Annotated in this window: 11 protein-coding genes; 1 reads left to right on the top strand and 10 read right to left on the bottom strand. The window is 61.8% G+C overall.

Features of this window, described 5'->3' with window-relative positions; genetic code table 11:
- Positions 1-68: 68 nt before the first annotated feature.
- The 10 genes from hemE to IG627_RS03805 form a co-directional block, all read right to left on the bottom strand.
- On the bottom strand, positions 69-1,148 hold the full coding sequence (hemE, locus tag IG627_RS03760; protein WP_193190112.1) for a uroporphyrinogen decarboxylase: 1,080 nt from the start codon (positions 1,146-1,148) through the stop codon (positions 69-71).
- 151 nt (positions 1,149-1,299) lie between these two features.
- Complete coding sequence (locus IG627_RS03765; RefSeq protein WP_193190114.1) at positions 1,300-2,718, bottom strand: FAD-dependent oxidoreductase; 1,419 nt, start codon at positions 2,716-2,718, stop codon at positions 1,300-1,302.
- A 15-nt stretch (positions 2,719-2,733) separates the two neighbouring features.
- Positions 2,734-7,182 (bottom strand): glutamate synthase large subunit, encoded by a 4,449-nt coding sequence (gene gltB / locus IG627_RS03770; protein WP_193190116.1) that lies wholly within the window; start codon positions 7,180-7,182, stop codon positions 2,734-2,736.
- 311 nt (positions 7,183-7,493) lie between these two features.
- Complete coding sequence (aroB, locus tag IG627_RS03775; RefSeq protein ID WP_193190118.1) at positions 7,494-8,579, bottom strand: 3-dehydroquinate synthase; 1,086 nt, start codon at positions 8,577-8,579, stop codon at positions 7,494-7,496.
- A gap of 96 nt (positions 8,580-8,675) precedes the next feature.
- Positions 8,676-9,203 carry a shikimate kinase AroK gene (gene aroK / locus IG627_RS03780; protein WP_193190120.1) on the bottom strand — a complete coding sequence of 176 codons (528 nt, stop codon included), beginning with the start codon at positions 9,201-9,203 and terminating at the stop codon, positions 8,676-8,678.
- Positions 9,200-11,398, bottom strand: coding sequence for a type IV pilus secretin PilQ (pilQ, locus tag IG627_RS03785; RefSeq protein WP_193190122.1), 2,199 nt, complete (start codon positions 11,396-11,398; stop codon positions 9,200-9,202). The genes aroK and pilQ overlap by 4 nt, the downstream gene beginning before the upstream one ends.
- Positions 11,398-11,928 (bottom strand): pilus assembly protein PilP, encoded by a 531-nt coding sequence (locus IG627_RS03790; RefSeq protein ID WP_193190124.1) that lies wholly within the window; start codon positions 11,926-11,928, stop codon positions 11,398-11,400. Before IG627_RS03790 ends, pilQ begins: the two co-directional genes overlap by 1 nt.
- Positions 11,925-12,545 (bottom strand): type IV pilus inner membrane component PilO, encoded by a 621-nt coding sequence (locus IG627_RS03795; protein WP_193190126.1) that lies wholly within the window; start codon positions 12,543-12,545, stop codon positions 11,925-11,927. The genes IG627_RS03790 and IG627_RS03795 overlap by 4 nt, the downstream gene beginning before the upstream one ends.
- A 12-nt stretch (positions 12,546-12,557) precedes the next feature.
- A complete protein-coding gene (locus tag IG627_RS03800) occupies positions 12,558-13,136 on the bottom strand; it encodes a PilN domain-containing protein (RefSeq protein WP_193190128.1) in 579 nt (192 codons plus the stop codon).
- Between the two features lies 1 nt (position 13,137).
- Positions 13,138-14,214, bottom strand: coding sequence for a pilus assembly protein PilM (locus IG627_RS03805; protein ID WP_193190130.1), 1,077 nt, complete (start codon positions 14,212-14,214; stop codon positions 13,138-13,140).
- A gap of 146 nt (positions 14,215-14,360) precedes the next feature.
- Between IG627_RS03805 and IG627_RS03810 the strand changes: the two genes are divergently transcribed.
- Entirely contained in the window at positions 14,361-17,009 is a 2,649-nt protein-coding gene (locus IG627_RS03810; protein WP_193190132.1) for a penicillin-binding protein 1A, read from the top strand.
- Positions 17,010-17,111: the final 102 nt, after the last annotated feature.

Here is a 17,111-nt window from a genome sequence, read left to right on the forward strand (position 1 = left end):
GCCCCACGTACGTGACGCCTGTCACGGAAGCAGCTTCCAACCGGCACATTCGCGCAAAGTGGCAATCGTCAGGCGTGATAGCTGGGCGACAGCTCCAGCACCGCCTCGATCATGGCACCGGCGTGTGCCGGGTCCACTTTCGGGGTAATACCGTGGCCCAGGTTAAACACATGGCCGCTACCGCTACCAAATGATTCCAGTACCGCCGCCACCTCGGCGCGGATCCGCTCGGGGCTCGCGTAGAGGACCGCCGGATCCAGATTGCCCTGCAGTGCCACCCGGTCGCCAACCCGCTCGCGCGCCTGCCCGATATCGGTGCTCCAGTCCAGCCCCAGGGCGCTGGCGCCACTGTCCGCCATGGCCTCCAGCCACTGGCCGCCGCCCTTGGTGAAGAGTATCGACGGTACCGGACGGCCATCGGCCTCCTTGATCAGCCCGCCGACGATGCGTGTCATATAGCGCAGGGAGAACTCACGGTAGGCCTCGTGGCTGAGCGCCCCGCCCCAGGTGTCGAAGATCTGCACCACTTGTGCGCCGGCGCGGATCTGTGCGTTCAGGTAGTCGGTCACCGAATCCGCCAGCAGCGTCAGCAACTGGTGCATCAGCTCAGGTTGGCGGTAGAGCATCTCCTTGCAGCGGGCGAAATCGCGGCTGGAGCCGCCTTCGATCATATAGGTGGCCAGGGTCCAGGGGCTGCCGGAGAAACCGATCAGCGGCACGCGGCCATTCAGCTCGCGGCGGATGGTGGATACCGCGTTCATTACATAGTCCAGATCCCGCTCGCTGTTGACGACTTCCAGGGCCTCGATATCTCTGGCTGTGCGCAGCGGCTTGCGGAATTTGGGGCCCTCACCCTCTTCGAAATAGAGGCCCAGTCCCATGGCGTCTGGGATGGTGAGGATGTCCGAGAAGAGAATGGCCGCATCCAGCGGGTAGCGCTCCAGCGGCTGCAGCGTCACCTCACAGGCCAGTTCGGTGTTGCGACACAGATCCATAAAACTGCCCGCCCGGGCGCGACTGGCGCGGTACTCCGGCAGATAGCGACCCGCCTGGCGCATCATCCACACTGGCGTGCGGTCCACCGGCTGGCGCAGCAGGGCGCGCAGGAAGCGGTCGTTTTTCAGTTCGGAGGGCTTGGTTTCGGACATGGGCAATACAACTGGCTGGCTAAAAAGGCGGCTATTGTACAGAGGAGCGGCAGAGGGGGACAGTTGGAGAGGCCAATGAGGTCGATACGAGCCGCCGCCGCGTAGCCAGCGAGAGGCCCTCTCCCCCGCGGGCGGGAGAGGGCGCTTTCTTCTAGACGTCGAGGTAATCCAGGATACCCTCGGCGGCCTGGCGGCCCTCCCAGATGGCGGTGACGACCAGGTCCGAGCCGCGCACCATATCGCCGCCGGCGAAGACCTTCTCATTGCTGGTCTGGAACTTGAATGCCTGCTGCTCCGGCGCGACCACGCCGCCCCAGTCGGCCACTTCTATCTTGTATTCATCAAACCACTCCGCCGGGCTCGGGCGGAAACCGAAGGCCACCAGCACCAGGTCCGCGGGAATCACCTCCTCGGAGCCGGGTACCACCTGCGGGCGGCGACGGCCGTTCTCGTCCGGCTCACCCAGCTCGGTAGTGACAACTTTTACCCCGCTCACCTTGCCATCGCCGACAATCTCCACCGGCTGGCGGTTGAACAGGAAGCGCACACCCTCCTCCTTGGCGTTGGCCACCTCGCGGCGGGAGCCGGGCATGTTTTCCTCGTCGCGCCGGTAAGCGCAGGTAACGCTCTTCGCACCCAGGCGGATGGAACTGCGGTTGCAGTCCATGGCGGTATCGCCGCCGCCGAGCACCACGACACGTTTGCCCTCGACCGAGATAAACTCCTCCGGGTTTTTCTCCCAGCCCATATTGCGGTTCACATTGCCGATCAGGAACGGTAGGGCGTCGTGCACGCCGGACAACTCCTCGCCGGGGAAACCGCCCTTCATGTAGTTGTAAGTACCCATACCCATAAACACGGCATCGTAATCCCGCAACAGCTCCTCGAAACCAATGTCTTTACCGACTTCGGTATTGAGGCAGAACTCGATTCCCATCTCGCTGAAGACCTGACGGCGCCGCTGCATCACCGATTTTTCCAGCTTGAACTCCGGGATGCCGAAGGTGATCAGGCCGCCGATTTCCGGGTACTTGTCGAATACCACCGGCTGTACGCCGTTGCGCACCAGTACATCGGCGCAGCCGAGGCCGGCGGGACCGGCGCCGATCACGGCGACGCGCTTGTCGGTCTTCTTCACATGGGAGAGGTCCGGGCGCCAGCCGAGGGCAAAGGCAGTGTCGGTAATGTACTTCTCCGCGTTGCCGATGGTCACGGCGCCGAAGCCGTCGTTCAGCGTACAGGCACCCTCGCACAGGCGGTCCTGGGGGCAGACGCGGCCGCAGACCTCCGGCAGGGTATTGGTCTGGTGGCTGAGTTCCGCCGCCTCCATGATGTTGCCGTCGGTCACCAGCTTCAGCCAGTTGGGAATATAGTTGTGTACCGGACAGCCGGTCTCGCAGTAGGGGTTGCCGCAGTCCAGGCAGCGATGCGCCTGGCTGGCCACCTGGCGCTCGCTGAACGGCTGGTAGATTTCTACAAACTCGTTGGTGCGGGTGATGATGTCCTTCTTCGGCGGGTCGCTGCGGCCCACGTCGATAAACTGGAAATCGTTGCTCAGTCTCTCTTTCATTCCATCCACCCTTTCTTATTCACCGCGCTTGCGTACATCGGCCAGCAGGCCGGCCAGGCTCGCCGCCTTGGGCTTCACCAGCCAGAAGCGGCTCAGGTAGTCGTCGAAGTTGTCCAGCAACTCGGCGCCCCATTCGCTGCCGGTCTCGGCGGCGTATTCCTCGATCACCTCGCGCAGGTGGCTCTGGTGCGGCTCCAGCGTCTCACTGCTGATACGGCGCAGCTCGATCAGCTCGTGGTTGCACTTGTCGAAGAAGTTGCGCTCCAGATCCAGTACATAGGCGAAGCCGCCTGTCATACCGGCGCCGAAATTGACCCCGGTGTCACCCAGCACAGCCACCATACCGCCGGTCATATATTCGCAGCAGTGGTCTCCAGCGCCCTCCACTACCGCGAAGGCGCCGGAGTTCCGCACCGCGAAGCGCTCACCGGCGCGGCCGGCAGCGAACAGCTTGCCACCGGTAGCGCCGTAGAGGCAGGTATTGCCGATGATGCTGGTATCCCGGGATTCGAAGGCACTGCCCGCCGGCGGGCGTATCACCAGCTTGCCGCCGGCCATGCCCTTGCCCACATAGTCGTTGGCATCACCCTCTAGGTACATCTCCAGGCCACCGGCATTCCAGACGCCGAAGGACTGGCCGGCAACACCCTTAAGTTGCAACTTGACCGGCGCCTCCACCATGCCCTGGTTGCCGTGGCGTTTGGCGATCTCGCCGGACAGGCGCGCGCCTATGGACCTGTCGCAGTTGGTAACGCTGTAGCTGTAGTCACCACCGGACAGGCGCTCGATGGCCGGCAGTATCTCCACAACCATACGCTCCGCCAGCTCACCCTTGTCCCAGGGCTCGTTCTTCGCCTGTCGGCAGGTCTGCGGCTTGCTGTCCAGCAGCTCATCGGTGTGCAATAGCGGCGACAGATCCAGCTTCCTCTGCTTCTCGGTCTCGCCGTCGAGGACACGCAACAGGTCGACACGGCCGACCAGCTCCTCGATGGTGCGTACACCCAGACGCGCCATCCACTCGCGGGTCTCCTCGGCGACGAACTTGAAGAAGTTCATCGCCATCTCGACGGTACCGATATAATGCTCGTCGCGCAGGTCCTTGTTCTGGGTGGCGACACCGGTGGCGCAGTTGTTCAGGTGACAGATGCGCAGGTATTTACAGCCCAGGGCCACCATGGGCGCGGTGCCGAAACCGAAACTCTCGGCGCCGAGAATGGCCGCCTTGACCACGTCCAGGCCGGACTTGAGGCCGCCATCGGTCTGCACCCGCACCTTGCCGCGCAGGTCGTTGGCGCGCAGCGTCTGGTGGGTCTCCGCCAGGCCCAGCTCCCAGGGGGAGCCGGCGTAGCGGATGGAGGTGATCGGACTGGCAGCGGTGCCACCGTCGTAGCCGGAAATGGTGATCAGGTCCGCGTAGGCTTTGGCCACGCCGGCGGCGATGGTGCCGACGCCGGGGCGTGACACCAGCTTCACCGACACCAGCGCATCCGGATTGACCTGTTTCAGGTCGTAGATCAGCTGCGCCAGGTCCTCGATGGAATAGATATCGTGGTGCGGCGGCGGCGAGATCAGGGTCACGCCGGGCACCGAGTAGCGCAGCCGCGCGATCAGGTCGTTGACCTTGCCGCCGGGCAGCTGGCCGCCCTCGCCAGGCTTGGCGCCCTGGGCCACCTTGATCTGCAGCACCTCGGCGTTGACCAGGTAGTGGGGGGTGACTCCAAAGCGGCCCGAGGCCACCTGTTTGATCTTGGAGACCTTGTCAGTGCCGAAGCGCACCGGGTCCTCGCCACCCTCACCGCTGTTGGAGCGGCCGCCAAGGCGGTTCATGGCCTGGGCCAGGGACTCGTGCGCCTCCGGCGACAGGGCGCCCAGGGACATGGCAGCGGAGTCGAAGCGGCGCAGGATATTCTCCGCCGGCTCCACTTCGTCCAGTGGAATCGACTGCAGTCCCTCTTTGAAGTCGAGCAGGTCGCGCAGTGTTGCCACCGGGCGCTTGTTGACCAGTTCCGCGTAATCGCGCCAGGTGGCGTATTCGCCACTCTTCACCGCCTGCTGCAGTGTCTTGACCACGTCCGGGTTGAAGGCGTGGTACTCCTGGCCCCAGACAAACTTGTGCAGGCCGCCCGGGGACACAGGCTTGCGCGCCTTCCATGCGATCTTGGCACGACCGGCCGTATCTGCCTGCAGTTCGGCGAAGCCGGCGCCCTGGATACGCGTCGGCGCACCGGGGAAGCACAGATCGACCACATCGCGGTCCAGGCCTACCAGCTCGAACAACAACGCGCCTCGGTAGGAGGCCACGGTGGAGATGCCCATCTTGGACAGGATTTTCAACAGCCCCTTGATGATGCCGTTGCGGTAATTCTTCTGCGCTTCGGCCGCGTCCAGCAGCAGCTCACCCGTGTCGATCAGGTGATTGATGATGCTGTAGGAGAAATAGGGGTGCACTGCGGTGGCGCCAACGCCGACCAGGCAGGCCAGCTGGTGCGCATCGCGGGCACTGGCGGTATCCACCACCACGTTGGAATCGCAGCGCAGGCCGGCGTGTACCAGGTGGTGGTGCACGGCGCCTGTGGCCAGCAACGCATCGATCGGCAGCCGGTCCTCGCGTATCTCGCGGTCGGACAGCACGACCAGCACTGTGCCGCCCCGCACCGATGCCTCGACATCGGCGCAGAGCTTTTCGATCGCACTGCGCAGATCCATCTGCGCCGGATCGTAATTCAGGTCGAAGATCTTCGCCTCGAAGCCGGGCCTGTCCAGCTCCAGCAGCGCCGTGTACTTCATATGCGACAATACCGGCGACGACAGTATGACGCGGTCGGCGTGCTCGGGTGTCTCCTCGAACACCGACTTCTCGCGCCCCAGGCAGGTTTCCAGGGACATGACCACCGTTTCCCGCAGCGGGTCTATCGGCGGGTTGGTGACCTGGGCGAACTGCTGGCGGAAGTAGTCGTACAGGGAGCGGTTGTGGCGCGACAGCACCGCCATGGGCGTATCGTCGCCCATGGAACCCACGGCCTCCTGGCCGGCCTCGGCCATGGGCCGCACCACACTGTTGCGCTCCTCCAGGGAGGAACTGAACAGCTTCTGGTAGACCTTGAACTGTTCCAGGGAGAAGTTGTTGTCCACCGGCGCCGTGACCAGGGTGGAGCGGATGCGGCGCGCCTTGTCCTTCAGCCAGCGCTTGTAGGGCTGTGAGCGCTTGAGGATATTGTCGATATCCGCGGTGTGCAGCAGCTTGCCTTCGCGGGTATCCACCGACAGCATCTGGCCCGGGCCCAGACGGCCCTTGGCCACCACATCCTCGGGCGCGTAATCATAGGTGCCTATCTCGGAGGCGACGGTAATCACATCGTCTTTTGTGATCACCCAGCGCGACGGGCGCAGGCCGTTGCGGTCGAGGGTGCAGACCGCGTAGCGGCCGTCGCTCATCACCAGGCCGGCGGGGCCGTCCCAGGGCTCCATATGCATGGAGATATATTCGTAGAAGGCGCGCAGGTCCGAGTCCATACCCTCGACGTTCTGCCAGGCCGGTGGCACCAGCATGCGCACCGCACGGTGCAGCTCCATACCGCCGGCGAGCAGCATCTCCAGCATATTGTCGAGGCTGGAGGAGTCGGAGCCCTCGCGGTTGACCAGCGGTGCCAGCTCGGCCAGTTCCGGAATCAGTTCGGTGGAGAACTTGGGTGTGCGCGCCACCGACCAGTTGCGGTTGCCGGTGATGGTGTTGATCTCGCCGTTGTGGGCCAGCAGGCGGAAAGGCTGCGCCAGCGGCCAGCGCGGCATGGTGTTGGTGGAGAAGCGCTGGTGGAAGACACAGATGGCCGTCTCCAGGCGCGGGTCCGCCAGGTCCGGGAAAAATTTCGGCAGGTCCGCCGGGATCATCAGGCCCTTGTAGGACAGCACACCGGTGGACAGGCTGGCGATATAGACGCCCTCGCCCAGCTGCTGCTCCGCCTTGCGGCGGGCGACAAACAGGCGCGCGTTGAACCCGGCTTCGCCGAGGGGCTGCTCCGCGTCGTTGATCAGCAGGTGCTCGAAGCGTGGCAGGGATTCCCGCGCAATCGGGCCCAGGCAGTCGGGATTGGTGGGCACCGGGCGCCAGCCGGCAACGCTGAGTCCCTGGGCCTGCAGTTCGCGTTCGAGGATCTCGCGGGCGCCCTGTGCGGCCACTTCGTCCAGCGGCAGCATAATGGCGCCTACGGCGTAGGCATCGGTCAGCTCGACACCGCAGACGGTGCGCGCTTCGGCGCGTAGGAAGACGTCGGGTTTCTGCAGCAACAGGCCGCAGCCGTCGCCGGTCTTGCCGTCGGCGGCGATGCCGCCGCGGTGCGTCATACAGGTCAGGGACTCGATGGCGGTCTGCACCAGCTTGTGGCTGGTCTCGCCCTTCAAATGCGCGATCAGGCCAAAACCGCAGTTGTCCTTGAACTCATCCAACCGATACAGACCGCTACCCATAGAATTCCTCATCGTTATCGTTGGGGGGACCTCCGGCGCCGACCACTGGCCGCGCCGCGGTCTGGGCCGCAGACAGCGCAGTGCGCTTTGCGGTACCCCAGACAAAAAAAGCCCGCTTGCGGGGCTTTTTTATTGTTCGCTTTTATCCCCCGGTTTTCCCGAGAGGGCGCGCAATATTACTTGCGCACCCCTGGAATTGCAAGAATTGGCAGTTTTATATCCTGCCAGCCGCCCACAAAACCGACTTATCTCCTATTTTCGACCCAGACTGTCAAACAGTCCTCACCTCACGTAGATTCTTGTGCTGTCTGTCACACTGCACCGCAGTTCTCGAGCGCCTCGGCCAGCAGCTCCGGCGGTGTATCGTCGACTATCTGCGCATCCCCCAGCGCCCTCAACAGCACCAGGCGCAGCCGCCCGTCCATGACCTTCTTGTCCACCGCCATGGCGTCCAGGAATTGCTGCACCGTCATGTCATCCGGGGCGACCAGGGGCAGCCTGGCGGTGCTCAGCAGGTCGCGGATACGCGCCACAAGCTCGGTGTCGATACTGCCGCGCAGGCGCGACAGCTCCGCCGCCATTACCATGCCGGCCGCCACCGCCTCGCCGTGCAGCCAGCTGCCGTACCCCTGCACCGCCTCTATCGCATGACCGAAGGTGTGGCCAAAATTCAGTATGGCGCGGCGCCCCGACTCCCGCTCGTCCTCCGCCACCACCGCAGCCTTGTCGCGACAACAGCGGTCTACTGCATAGGCCAGCGCCTGCGGATCCCGCTCCAGCAGCCGCGACATGTTGCTTTCCAGCCAGTCGAAAAAGGGGGCGTCGCAGATAAGTCCGTACTTGATGACCTCGGCGATACCCGCCGAGAGCTCCCGCTCGGGCAGTGTCTGCAGGGTATTCATATCCGCCAGCACCACCCGGGGCTGGTAGAAGGCGCCGATCATATTCTTGCCCAGCGGGTGGTTGACGCCGGTCTTGCCACCGACAGAAGAGTCCACCTGCGCCAGCAGGGTGGTGGGGATCTGCACGAAATCGACCCCGCGCTGGTAGCAGGCGGCGGCGAATCCGGCCATATCACCGATCACACCGCCGCCGAGGGCAACCAGAGTAGTACTGCGGTTGTGGCGCTGTTCCAGCAGCAGGTCGAAGATGCGGTTGACGGTATCGAGCGTCTTGAAGGCCTCACCGTCAGGCAGCGCTATGGTATCGACCTTGTCGAATCCAGACAGGCCTTCGAGCAGCCGCTCCAGATAGAGGGGAGCCACCGTCTCGTTGGTCACCACGCAGACCTGTTTGCCACGGATATAGGGGAGTAGATGTTGCGGGTCGCCCAACAGCTGCGATCCGATAACGATGGGATAGCTGCGCTCTCCCAGTTCCACATTCAGGCAGTGCACGACGCCCTCCTTGCTGGCCAGAGTTGAACTGCGCTCGCACCGGCCCTTGTGGCAGGTGGGAGCAGAAGCGCACTTTAGCACACGAATGCGGGAGAATTAGTCGGCGGAAGTATCCCGGGCGAGGCGCTCGGCCACCATCAGGGCCGCCTGCTTGGGTGTGCAGTGATCGGTATCGCAGACGATATCCGCCACTTCGCGGTAGAGGGGATCGCGCTCTTCGAGGAGCTCGATAATACGCGCGCGGGGATCAGCCACCTGCAGCAGGGGGCGATTGGTATTTTTGGACGTGCGCTCCAGCAGCTGCTCGCTACTCGCCTGCAGATAGACCACCAGGCCGTGCTTTTTCAGTTGTTGGCGATTCTCCTCCAGCAGCACAATACCACCACCGGTGGCGATCACCTGAACGGGGCCGCTGCAGAGATCTTTCAGCACCTCGCTTTCGCGACGGCGAAAGCCCGCCTCACCCTCCACATCAAATATCCACGGAATATCGGCGCCGGTGCGCTCTTCCAGCACCTTGTCGGAATCGGCAAAAGGCAGCTGCAACTCAGCTGCCAGCAACTTGCCGATGGTGGACTTGCCGGCCCCCATGGGGCCGACCAGGAAGATGGAGCGATTGATCACTTGGAGAGCAAAAATTCGTCTTCCATGATGCGCGGGGTGATAAAAATCAGCAGCTCGCGCTTGTCACTACTGCGGGTGGTTCTCTTGAACAGATTGCCGAGGTAGGGAATATCCCCCAGCAGCGGCACCTTGGTCTCACCCTCCAGTACGGTGCTATCGAAGATACCGCCGAGCACCAGTGTCTCACCGTTGCGCACCAACACCTTGGTGGCCAGCGTATTAACATTGATCAGCGGAACCTGGATAGTTGAAGTCAATGAAAAGACTTCACCGACGCTATTCTGATCAACCTGCAGCTCCATAATGATATTGTTATCCGGCGTTATCTGGGGCGTTACGTCCAGCCCCAGCACCGCTTCGCGGAAGGCCACTGACGCAGCACCGGAGGAAGTCGCCTCCAGATACGGGACCTCCACACCGGACTGGATGGTGGCTTCCTGCTTGTCCCCGGTCAACACCTTTGGCTGGGACACGACTTCCGCCCTACCCATATCCTCCAGTGCGGAGAGTTCGAGGCCCAGATAGAAATCCTCTTTCAGAATGGCGTAGGCGACGCTTCCCACCGGAGAAGTCACTCCCAAGTCAACAAGCGGAGAGCCGTGCACACTGATTGGAGAGGAGACACTGGGGCCGGCGCCATTACCGACAACTGAACCACTATCCTGGGTCCCGGAGCCGATGCCAATGGTATCGTCATTGATATTGTGCTCTTCGGTGTAGTTCCACTGTACCCCGAACTCCTGCAGGAAGTCGGTGTTGGCAGTGACAATGCGCGCCTCGATCATCACCTGGCGAATCGGGATATCAATCACATCGATCAGTTCGCGGAACTGGGCGATCTTCTCCTCGGTGTCGGTCAGGATAATCGTATTGGTACGCTCGTCGACGATAGCGCTACCGCGAGCGGACAGAATGCTGCGCTGATTGCCATCCCTTGGACCACCGGCAAAGCTACCATCGCCGGCACCGCCACCCTGCTGTCCCGAGAAAAGGGTAAACAGTTCGCGCGCATCCGCATAGCGGACGTTGATATACTCGGTGCGCAGCGGTGCCAGCTCTTCGAGCTGCCTGCGGGTCTCCAGCTCCTGGCGCTCGCGCTCAGCGATTTCTACCGCCGGCGCCACCATAATTACATTGCCCTCCTGGCGTTTGTCCAACCCCTTGGCTTTCAGGATCAGCTCCAGCGCCTGGTCCCAGGGTACGCCGTCCAGGCGCAGGGTAATACGGCCTGAAACGGTATCGCTTGCCACCAGGTTCAGGTCGGTAAAGTCTGCAATCAGCTGCAAGACTGAACGCACCTCAATATCCTGGAAATTCAACGACAGTTTTTCACCAGAAAACTGGAATTCCTTTTGCTTTTCGCGCACTTCCGCTACCGTCAGCGGCTTAACACTCAGCACGTACTCATTATCTGCCTGGTAGGCAAGGTAGTCATAGTCGCCACCGGTCGGATCCACCGCAATAACAGTATTGCGCCCATCGTAGTCGACGGTGATAGAGTTGACCGGAGTGGCGAAGTCAGTGACATCCAGACGCTGCCGCAGTGACTCGGGCAGCTCCGCACCGAGGAAGGTCAGGAATATCTTACCTTTGGTGCGCTCGACATCGATATTCACCGCCGGGTCTGTCAGGCTGACGATGACCTTGCCCTCACCACCCTCTCCGCGACGGAAGTCCACATTGCTGATCGCCACATTGCCGGCCGCTCGGAACTGTTTCTTGCCACCCAGATTCAGGCCGTCATCGTGGGTGCGGGTAGTTGGTGCCGCAGCAACTGCGGCGGCAGTCGCTGAATCGGCGCCGATTTCCATCACTACCTGGTTTCCCTGGCGCTCACTGGTATAGACCGGCAGCTGGTCCAGGTTGACAATCAGGCGGGTACGATCTTCACTGGACACCACCACAGCACTGCGCGCACTGCCAATACCGAGAGAATACTTCTTCTGCGGCAGCGCGCTCTCTACGCCAGCAAAGTCCATCACTATGCGCGCCGGCTGCTCAATGGTGTAGCCAGTCGGCTCAGGCGGCTCGTCACTGAAAGTAAGCCGCAGCTGCACACGGCTGCCCGGCAGCTCGGAAAACTGGATATCGTTAAGTTGATTGGTCTGCGCATGTATTACCGCGGGCATCAATGCCAGACCCAGCAACAGAACCCGAAAGGGAGCCAACACTTTGGCGAGTTGCTTGTTGATCATTATCGGTTGTCCTTCTCTTCCAAAGTCATCGCCCGCGGCCGTTCAATCCAGCCACCGGTGCCATCCGGTACTATTTCCAAAACATCGAGCTGTGAGGCCGAGGCGTTTACCACGCGGCCGTGGTTCTTACCCATATAGTTGCCGACAGTGATGCGATGTATACCCCCATCTCCATCATCGACCAGAGCCCACAACTGACCGCCGCGGGACAGACTGCCCACCATGGACAGGGCATCGAAACTAAACCCTTCGAGCAGCTCCCTCTGACGGTTCAGGTCCGGGGCCACATCGAGCTTGCGCCCTACCAGTCGCTGATCGGATTCCAGCACCGGGCGCGTAAATGGGCTGCGCTGCGCCGTCGCGCTGTATACGTAGGGGCTGTACGGCGTAAACGTGGGTATCGGTTCAATCTGCCCTTTGGGCTTGTGCTTTACCGCAGCCATCTTTTGCCGCAGATCGCTGTGGCTGCCATCGAGACTGCAACCGGCGGTGATTACCAGGGTGGCTATCAGGGCAATATATCTGATCATCCCTCTTCCCCCTGATCCTTGTAGCGATAGGTCTTGGCATTGATCACCATACTGAGGAGCGCACTGCTATCTTTACTTGTCTTGATGCTGAAATCATGCAGAGTCACGATGCGCGGCATGCCGGCAATTCCGCTGACGAAGGATCCGAATTCGTGATAGCCACCCTCGACTTCGATGCGGATTGGCAGCTCCACATAGAACTCGCCGACTTGCTCACTTTCCAGTGCGACTTTCTGAATCGTCAGACCGCTGCCGCGACCGTACTCGTCAATATCCTCGAGCAAGCCAGGCACTTCAGTGTCCTTCGGCAGCTGTTTCAGAAGTGCACCAAAGGTCTCCTCCATCTCCGCCAACTGTTCGCGGTAGGCGTCCAGGTTGGCGGCTTCAAATGACTTTCTCTCGAACTGTGTAAACAGCTCTTTCTCTTTATTTGAGGCGAATTCCAGTTGCTGGTAGCGGTCGCCGATCAGGAAATAGTAACCACCGCCAATCAACACGGCAGCGATCACTATCAACAGCGCGACGCGCCCCGCCAGCGGCCAGACCCCAACCCGTGAAAAGTCGATATCATTGATATCGAGCTCGTTAAGCTTCTTGAGCGTATCCTCCAATGCCATGGTCAGGACCCTTTAATTACCCGCGTCTTCTTGTTCTTCGTCTTCTTTCTTGCGCCCGCTGACATTGACCGTCATCTGGAAGGCGCTGGCCTGCTCACCGAACTCTGGCTTGGCCGTTACGCCGGTGAGATTGGGAGACTCATACCATTCGGACTGGTCCAGGTTGCGCATGAATGAGGACACACGATTGTTGGATTCGGCCACGCCGGCAATCTGTACACTGCTTCCGCTGCGATTCAGGTTGGTCAGCCACAGACCTTCCGGTGCCGCCCGAACCATTTCATCGAAATAACGCACCGACAAGGGCCTGTTGCCCTGCAGCTCCTGAATGACGCGCATACGGTCGATCAGCTCCTGACGACGTTTTTTCAGGTCCTTGATTTCCCGCACCTGCTTGTCGAGTGCAGTAATCTCCGTCTGCAACAGCTGGTTGCGCTCTTTCTGGTTGGCCACCTGGCCGTCGACGGTCTTCATCCACAGGAAAGTGGAAAATCCAGCGGCCATCACTACCAGCGCAGCGACCTGCTGGAACTCTTTCTGTTTCTGCGCGCGGTATTCCTGACGCCACGGGAGCAGGTTGATTTTGGCCATCTCAGTACTCCTTCTCGCGCATCGCCAGGCCGGCGGCAATCATCAGCGACGGCGCCTCGTTGGCCAGCGCCTGGCGGTTGACCCGCGAAGCCACCGCCATATCGAGGAATGGATTGGCCACCACCGTGGGCTTGTTCAGTTTCTGACTGACCAAATCCGCCAGTCCATCCATCGCCGCCACACCGCCACCGAGCAGTATGTAGTCGACGTCGCTGTAGGAGGTGGAGGAGTAGAAGAACTGCAGGGAGCGGGTAACCTGCTGCACCACCGCGTCGCGGAAAGGCTCGAGCACCTCGGGGTAATAGTCGTCCGGCAGGCCGCTGCCGCCCTGGCGCTTGGCCAGCCCGGCCTCTTCCGAGGACAGGCCATAGCGGCGCTGGATCTCGTCGGTCAACTGGCGGCCACCGAACAGCTGCTCGCGGGTGTAGACAGTCTTACCATCCACCAGCACCGACAGGGCACTCATGGTCGCGCCTATATCGATAACGGCCACTACCAGCTGCTCCTGAGGAGGGAACTGGCGCTCGAGCAGCGTGTAGGCCCGCTCTATCGCGTAGGCCTCCACATCGACGACGCCGGGCTGCAATTCGGCCTCACTGAGGGCGGTTACCCGCTGTTCGATATTCTCGCTGCGACAGGCGGCCAGCAGCACCTCCACCTGACCCTCGCCCTTGTCCGACGGGCCCTGCACCTCGAAGTCGAGACTCACCTCGTCCAGCGGGTAGGGAATGTACTGGTCCGCTTCCAACGCTATCTGCGCCTCGAGGGCGTCGTCGTTGAGATCTGCGGGCATCTCCAGGGTCTTGGTGATTACCGCTGAGCCGGATACAGCCACCGCCGCCTGGCGCAGGCGGGTCTTGGAGCGGCGCAGTACCTTGCGGATGGCCTCGGCGGTCGCGCCCACGTCATTGATGTTCTTGTCCACCACCGCATTCGGAGGCAGGGGCTCCACGGCGTAACATTCGACCCGGTATTTATCGCCATTGCGACTTAGCTCCAGCAACTTGACCGCTGTGGAGCTAATATCGAGTCCCAGCATGGCCTTAGGGCCTTTGTTGAGAAAAGGGAGCATCCCCATTTTTCTTATCTTTTCCGTGGGTTATGAAGGTTTGATGTTATAGCACTTTAAATTACCGCCGCAACCGCCATTTGCATAGGTAACAGCGCACAATATTCGTATAATTAATCACCTGACCCTATAAAGACGTATACAGAAGCAGTTCCATGACCGAAAAAGCCCGCAATCGCCTGCTATCCCTGTTCTGGCTCGGCCTCGCTGGGGCCGCCGCCGCAGCCATGGGCTTTGCCAGCATCTATCTGTACCTCAAGCCCGGCCTGCCCTCGGTGGAGAGCCTGCGCGATATCCGTCTGCAAACGCCACTGCGGGTCTACTCGAGGGACATGAAGCTGATCGGGGAGTTCGGCGAGAAGCGGCGCAATCCCATCACCATCGAGCAGACGCCGGAACTGTTCGTCAAGGCCGTGCTCGCCGCCGAAGATGCGGGATTTTACTCCCACAACGGCGTTTCGATTAAAGGCTTAATGAGAGCCGCATCACAATTATTGCAAACCGGTTCCATCCAATCCGGCGGCAGCACCCTGACCATGCAGGTTGCGCGCAACTTCTTCCTCAGTCGTGAGCAGCGTTTCGTGAGGAAATTCAACGAGATACTGCTGTCGCTGCAGATAGAACAGGAGCTGGGGAAAGACCAGATCCTCGAGCTGTATATCAACAAGATCTTCCTCGGTAATCGCGCCTACGGCTTCCAGGCTGCAGCCCACGTCTATTACGGCCGCGATATCAACGACCTCAACCTGGCCCAGTGGGCGATGATGGCGGGCCTGCCCAAGGCTCCATCCACCTATAACCCGATCGCCAATCCGACCCGCGCCCTGGTCCGCCGCAACTGGATCCTGAAGCGCATGCTGGAACTGGGCTATATCGACCAGGACGAGTACAAGAATTCCATCACGGCGCCGGTCACCGCCAGTTACCACGGCCGCGATCTGGACCTGAACGCGCCCTATATCGCCGAGATGGCACGCAAAGAGGCGGTCGAGCTCTTTGGCGACAGCGCCTACACGGACGGTTACCAGATAATCACCACTGTCGACAGCAAGCTGCAGGACGCGGCCCGCAAGGCACTGCAGCACGGGCTGGAAACCTATGATGCTCGCCACGGCTATCGCGGCCCGGAGCAGCGCCTGGATGCGGAACTGCTGGCGGACAGCGACCAGCTGGTGGACCTGCTCAACGAAATACCGGTGCTCGGCGGCCTGGAACCGGCGGTCGTCACCGCCGTGGAACCGAGGCAGCTGCAGGTGCAGCTGCGTGACCGGCGGGTGGTGGAAATCCCCTGGGAGAACGGGCTCGAGTCCATCCGCCCCTATATCTCGGAAGACGCCCGCGGCGCACGGCTCAAATCCGCGGAAGAGATGTTCGCGCCCGGCGATGTAGTGCGCCTGCGTCGCGTGGAAGTGACCGCGGAAGAGAACACAGGCACTGGGGAAGAGTTGGTCGAAGGGGAAGCGCCCAGCCCGGACCCCTTTGCGGGGCCCGGCGAAGAGGCCGCCCCTGTCGAGGAGCCCCAGGTTCGCGAGGAGTGGCACCTGGCCCAGGTACCCGAGGCCCAGGGTGCACTGGTATCCCTGGCCCCGGAGGATGGTGCCATCCGCGCCCTGGTTGGCGGTTACGACTTCCGCCAGAGTCATTTCAACCGCGTTACCCAGGCCGCGCGCCAGCCCGGCTCCAACTTCAAGCCGTTTATCTACGCTTCTGCGATCGAGAAGGGCTATACCGCGGCGAGCGTGATCAACGACGCCCCGATCATCTTCGAAGAGACCAACCTGCAGGATGTGTGGCGACCGGAGAACGACAGCGGCAGGTTCCTCGGCCCCATCCGCCTGCGAGAGGCGCTGTACCGGTCGCGCAACCTGGTTTCCATTCGCCTGCTGCAGGCGCTGGGTATCGACTACGCACTGGGCTTCGTCGAGCGTTTCGGCTTCGAGCGCAGCAAGCTGGCCCGCAACCTGACCATTGCCCTGGGCAGCTCCGCGCTGACCCCGCTGGAAGTGGCCCGCGGCTATGCCGCCTTCGCCAACGGCGGCTACAGGGTAGAGCCCTATCTGGTCGATAAGGTACTGGATGTCAACGGCGAAACTGTCTACCAGGCATTGCCGCTCACCGTGTGCCACAACTGCCCGGAAGCCGGCAGCGAACAGCAACCGCGCGAACCTGTGGATCTGGCCGATCTGCAAATGGAAGCAGGCGCGATGGAGCCGAGCGAGGAGCCGGTCGAGCTGCGCACTCTGCCGGTCGGACCGCTCGATCAGGCCGGCGAGCAGGCGCGCCCGCGTGCGCCCCGCGCCCTATCCGCGCAGACCACCTATATCATGGATTCCATTCTCAAGGACGTGATCAAGAAGGGTACTGGACGCAAAGCCCTGGTCATGAAGCGCGGCGATATTGCCGGTAAAACCGGTACCACCAACGGCCCCCGCGACGCCTGGTTCTCCGGCTACAGCCCTTACCTGGCCACCAGTACCTGGGTCGGTTTCGACTCCAACGGCGAGCTGGGCAAGAGGGAGTACGGCGGCTCGGCCGCGCTGCCCATTTGGATCGACTTTATGAGCACTGCACTGGAAGGGCTGCCAGAGCGCCACCTGCCACAGCCGGACGACATAGTGACGGTGCGCATCAATCCGCGCACAGGTCTGCGCACCTCCCGCGGCGGCATGTTTGAAATCTTTCGCACCGATCGGGTGCCCGGTCGCGGGACCTACAGCTCCTACCAGCCCGTCTACTCCAATGACAGCGGCGATACGCCACCGGACGAGCAGCCGGACGAACCATTGCCGGAAGAACTGTTCTGAGCGGCACTACCGCTCAATAAAAAACGGGGCCATCGGCCCCGTTTTTTATTGTACCCGCAGTGGTCGCGCCTGGTTCAGCGCCTGTCTCGATACTCGAGACAG

The sequence above is a fragment of the Microbulbifer taiwanensis genome, assembly GCF_014904815.1.
Classification (GTDB): Bacteria; Pseudomonadota; Gammaproteobacteria; order Pseudomonadales; family Cellvibrionaceae; genus Microbulbifer; species Microbulbifer taiwanensis.

Bases quoted from the DNA above. Each gene is read 5' to 3' on its own strand.
- hemE (WP_193190112.1), bottom strand. From the start codon at position 1,148: ATGTCCGAAACCAAGCCCTCCGAACTGAAAAACGACCGCTTCCTGCGC.
- IG627_RS03765 (WP_193190114.1), bottom strand. From the start codon at position 2,718: ATGAAAGAGAGACTGAGCAACGATTTCCAGTTTATCGACGTGGGCCGC.
- gltB (WP_193190116.1), bottom strand. From the start codon at position 7,182: ATGGGTAGCGGTCTGTATCGGTTGGATGAGTTCAAGGACAACTGCGGT.
- pilQ (WP_193190122.1), bottom strand. From the start codon at position 11,398: ATGATCAACAAGCAACTCGCCAAAGTGTTGGCTCCCTTTCGGGTTCTG.
- IG627_RS03790 (WP_193190124.1), bottom strand. From the start codon at position 11,928: ATGATCAGATATATTGCCCTGATAGCCACCCTGGTAATCACCGCCGGT.
- IG627_RS03795 (WP_193190126.1), bottom strand. From the start codon at position 12,545: ATGGCATTGGAGGATACGCTCAAGAAGCTTAACGAGCTCGATATCAAT.
- IG627_RS03800 (WP_193190128.1), bottom strand. From the start codon at position 13,136: ATGGCCAAAATCAACCTGCTCCCGTGGCGTCAGGAATACCGCGCGCAG.
- IG627_RS03805 (WP_193190130.1), bottom strand. From the start codon at position 14,214: ATGGGGATGCTCCCTTTTCTCAACAAAGGCCCTAAGGCCATGCTGGGA.
- IG627_RS03810 (WP_193190132.1), top strand. From the start codon at position 14,361: ATGACCGAAAAAGCCCGCAATCGCCTGCTATCCCTGTTCTGGCTCGGC.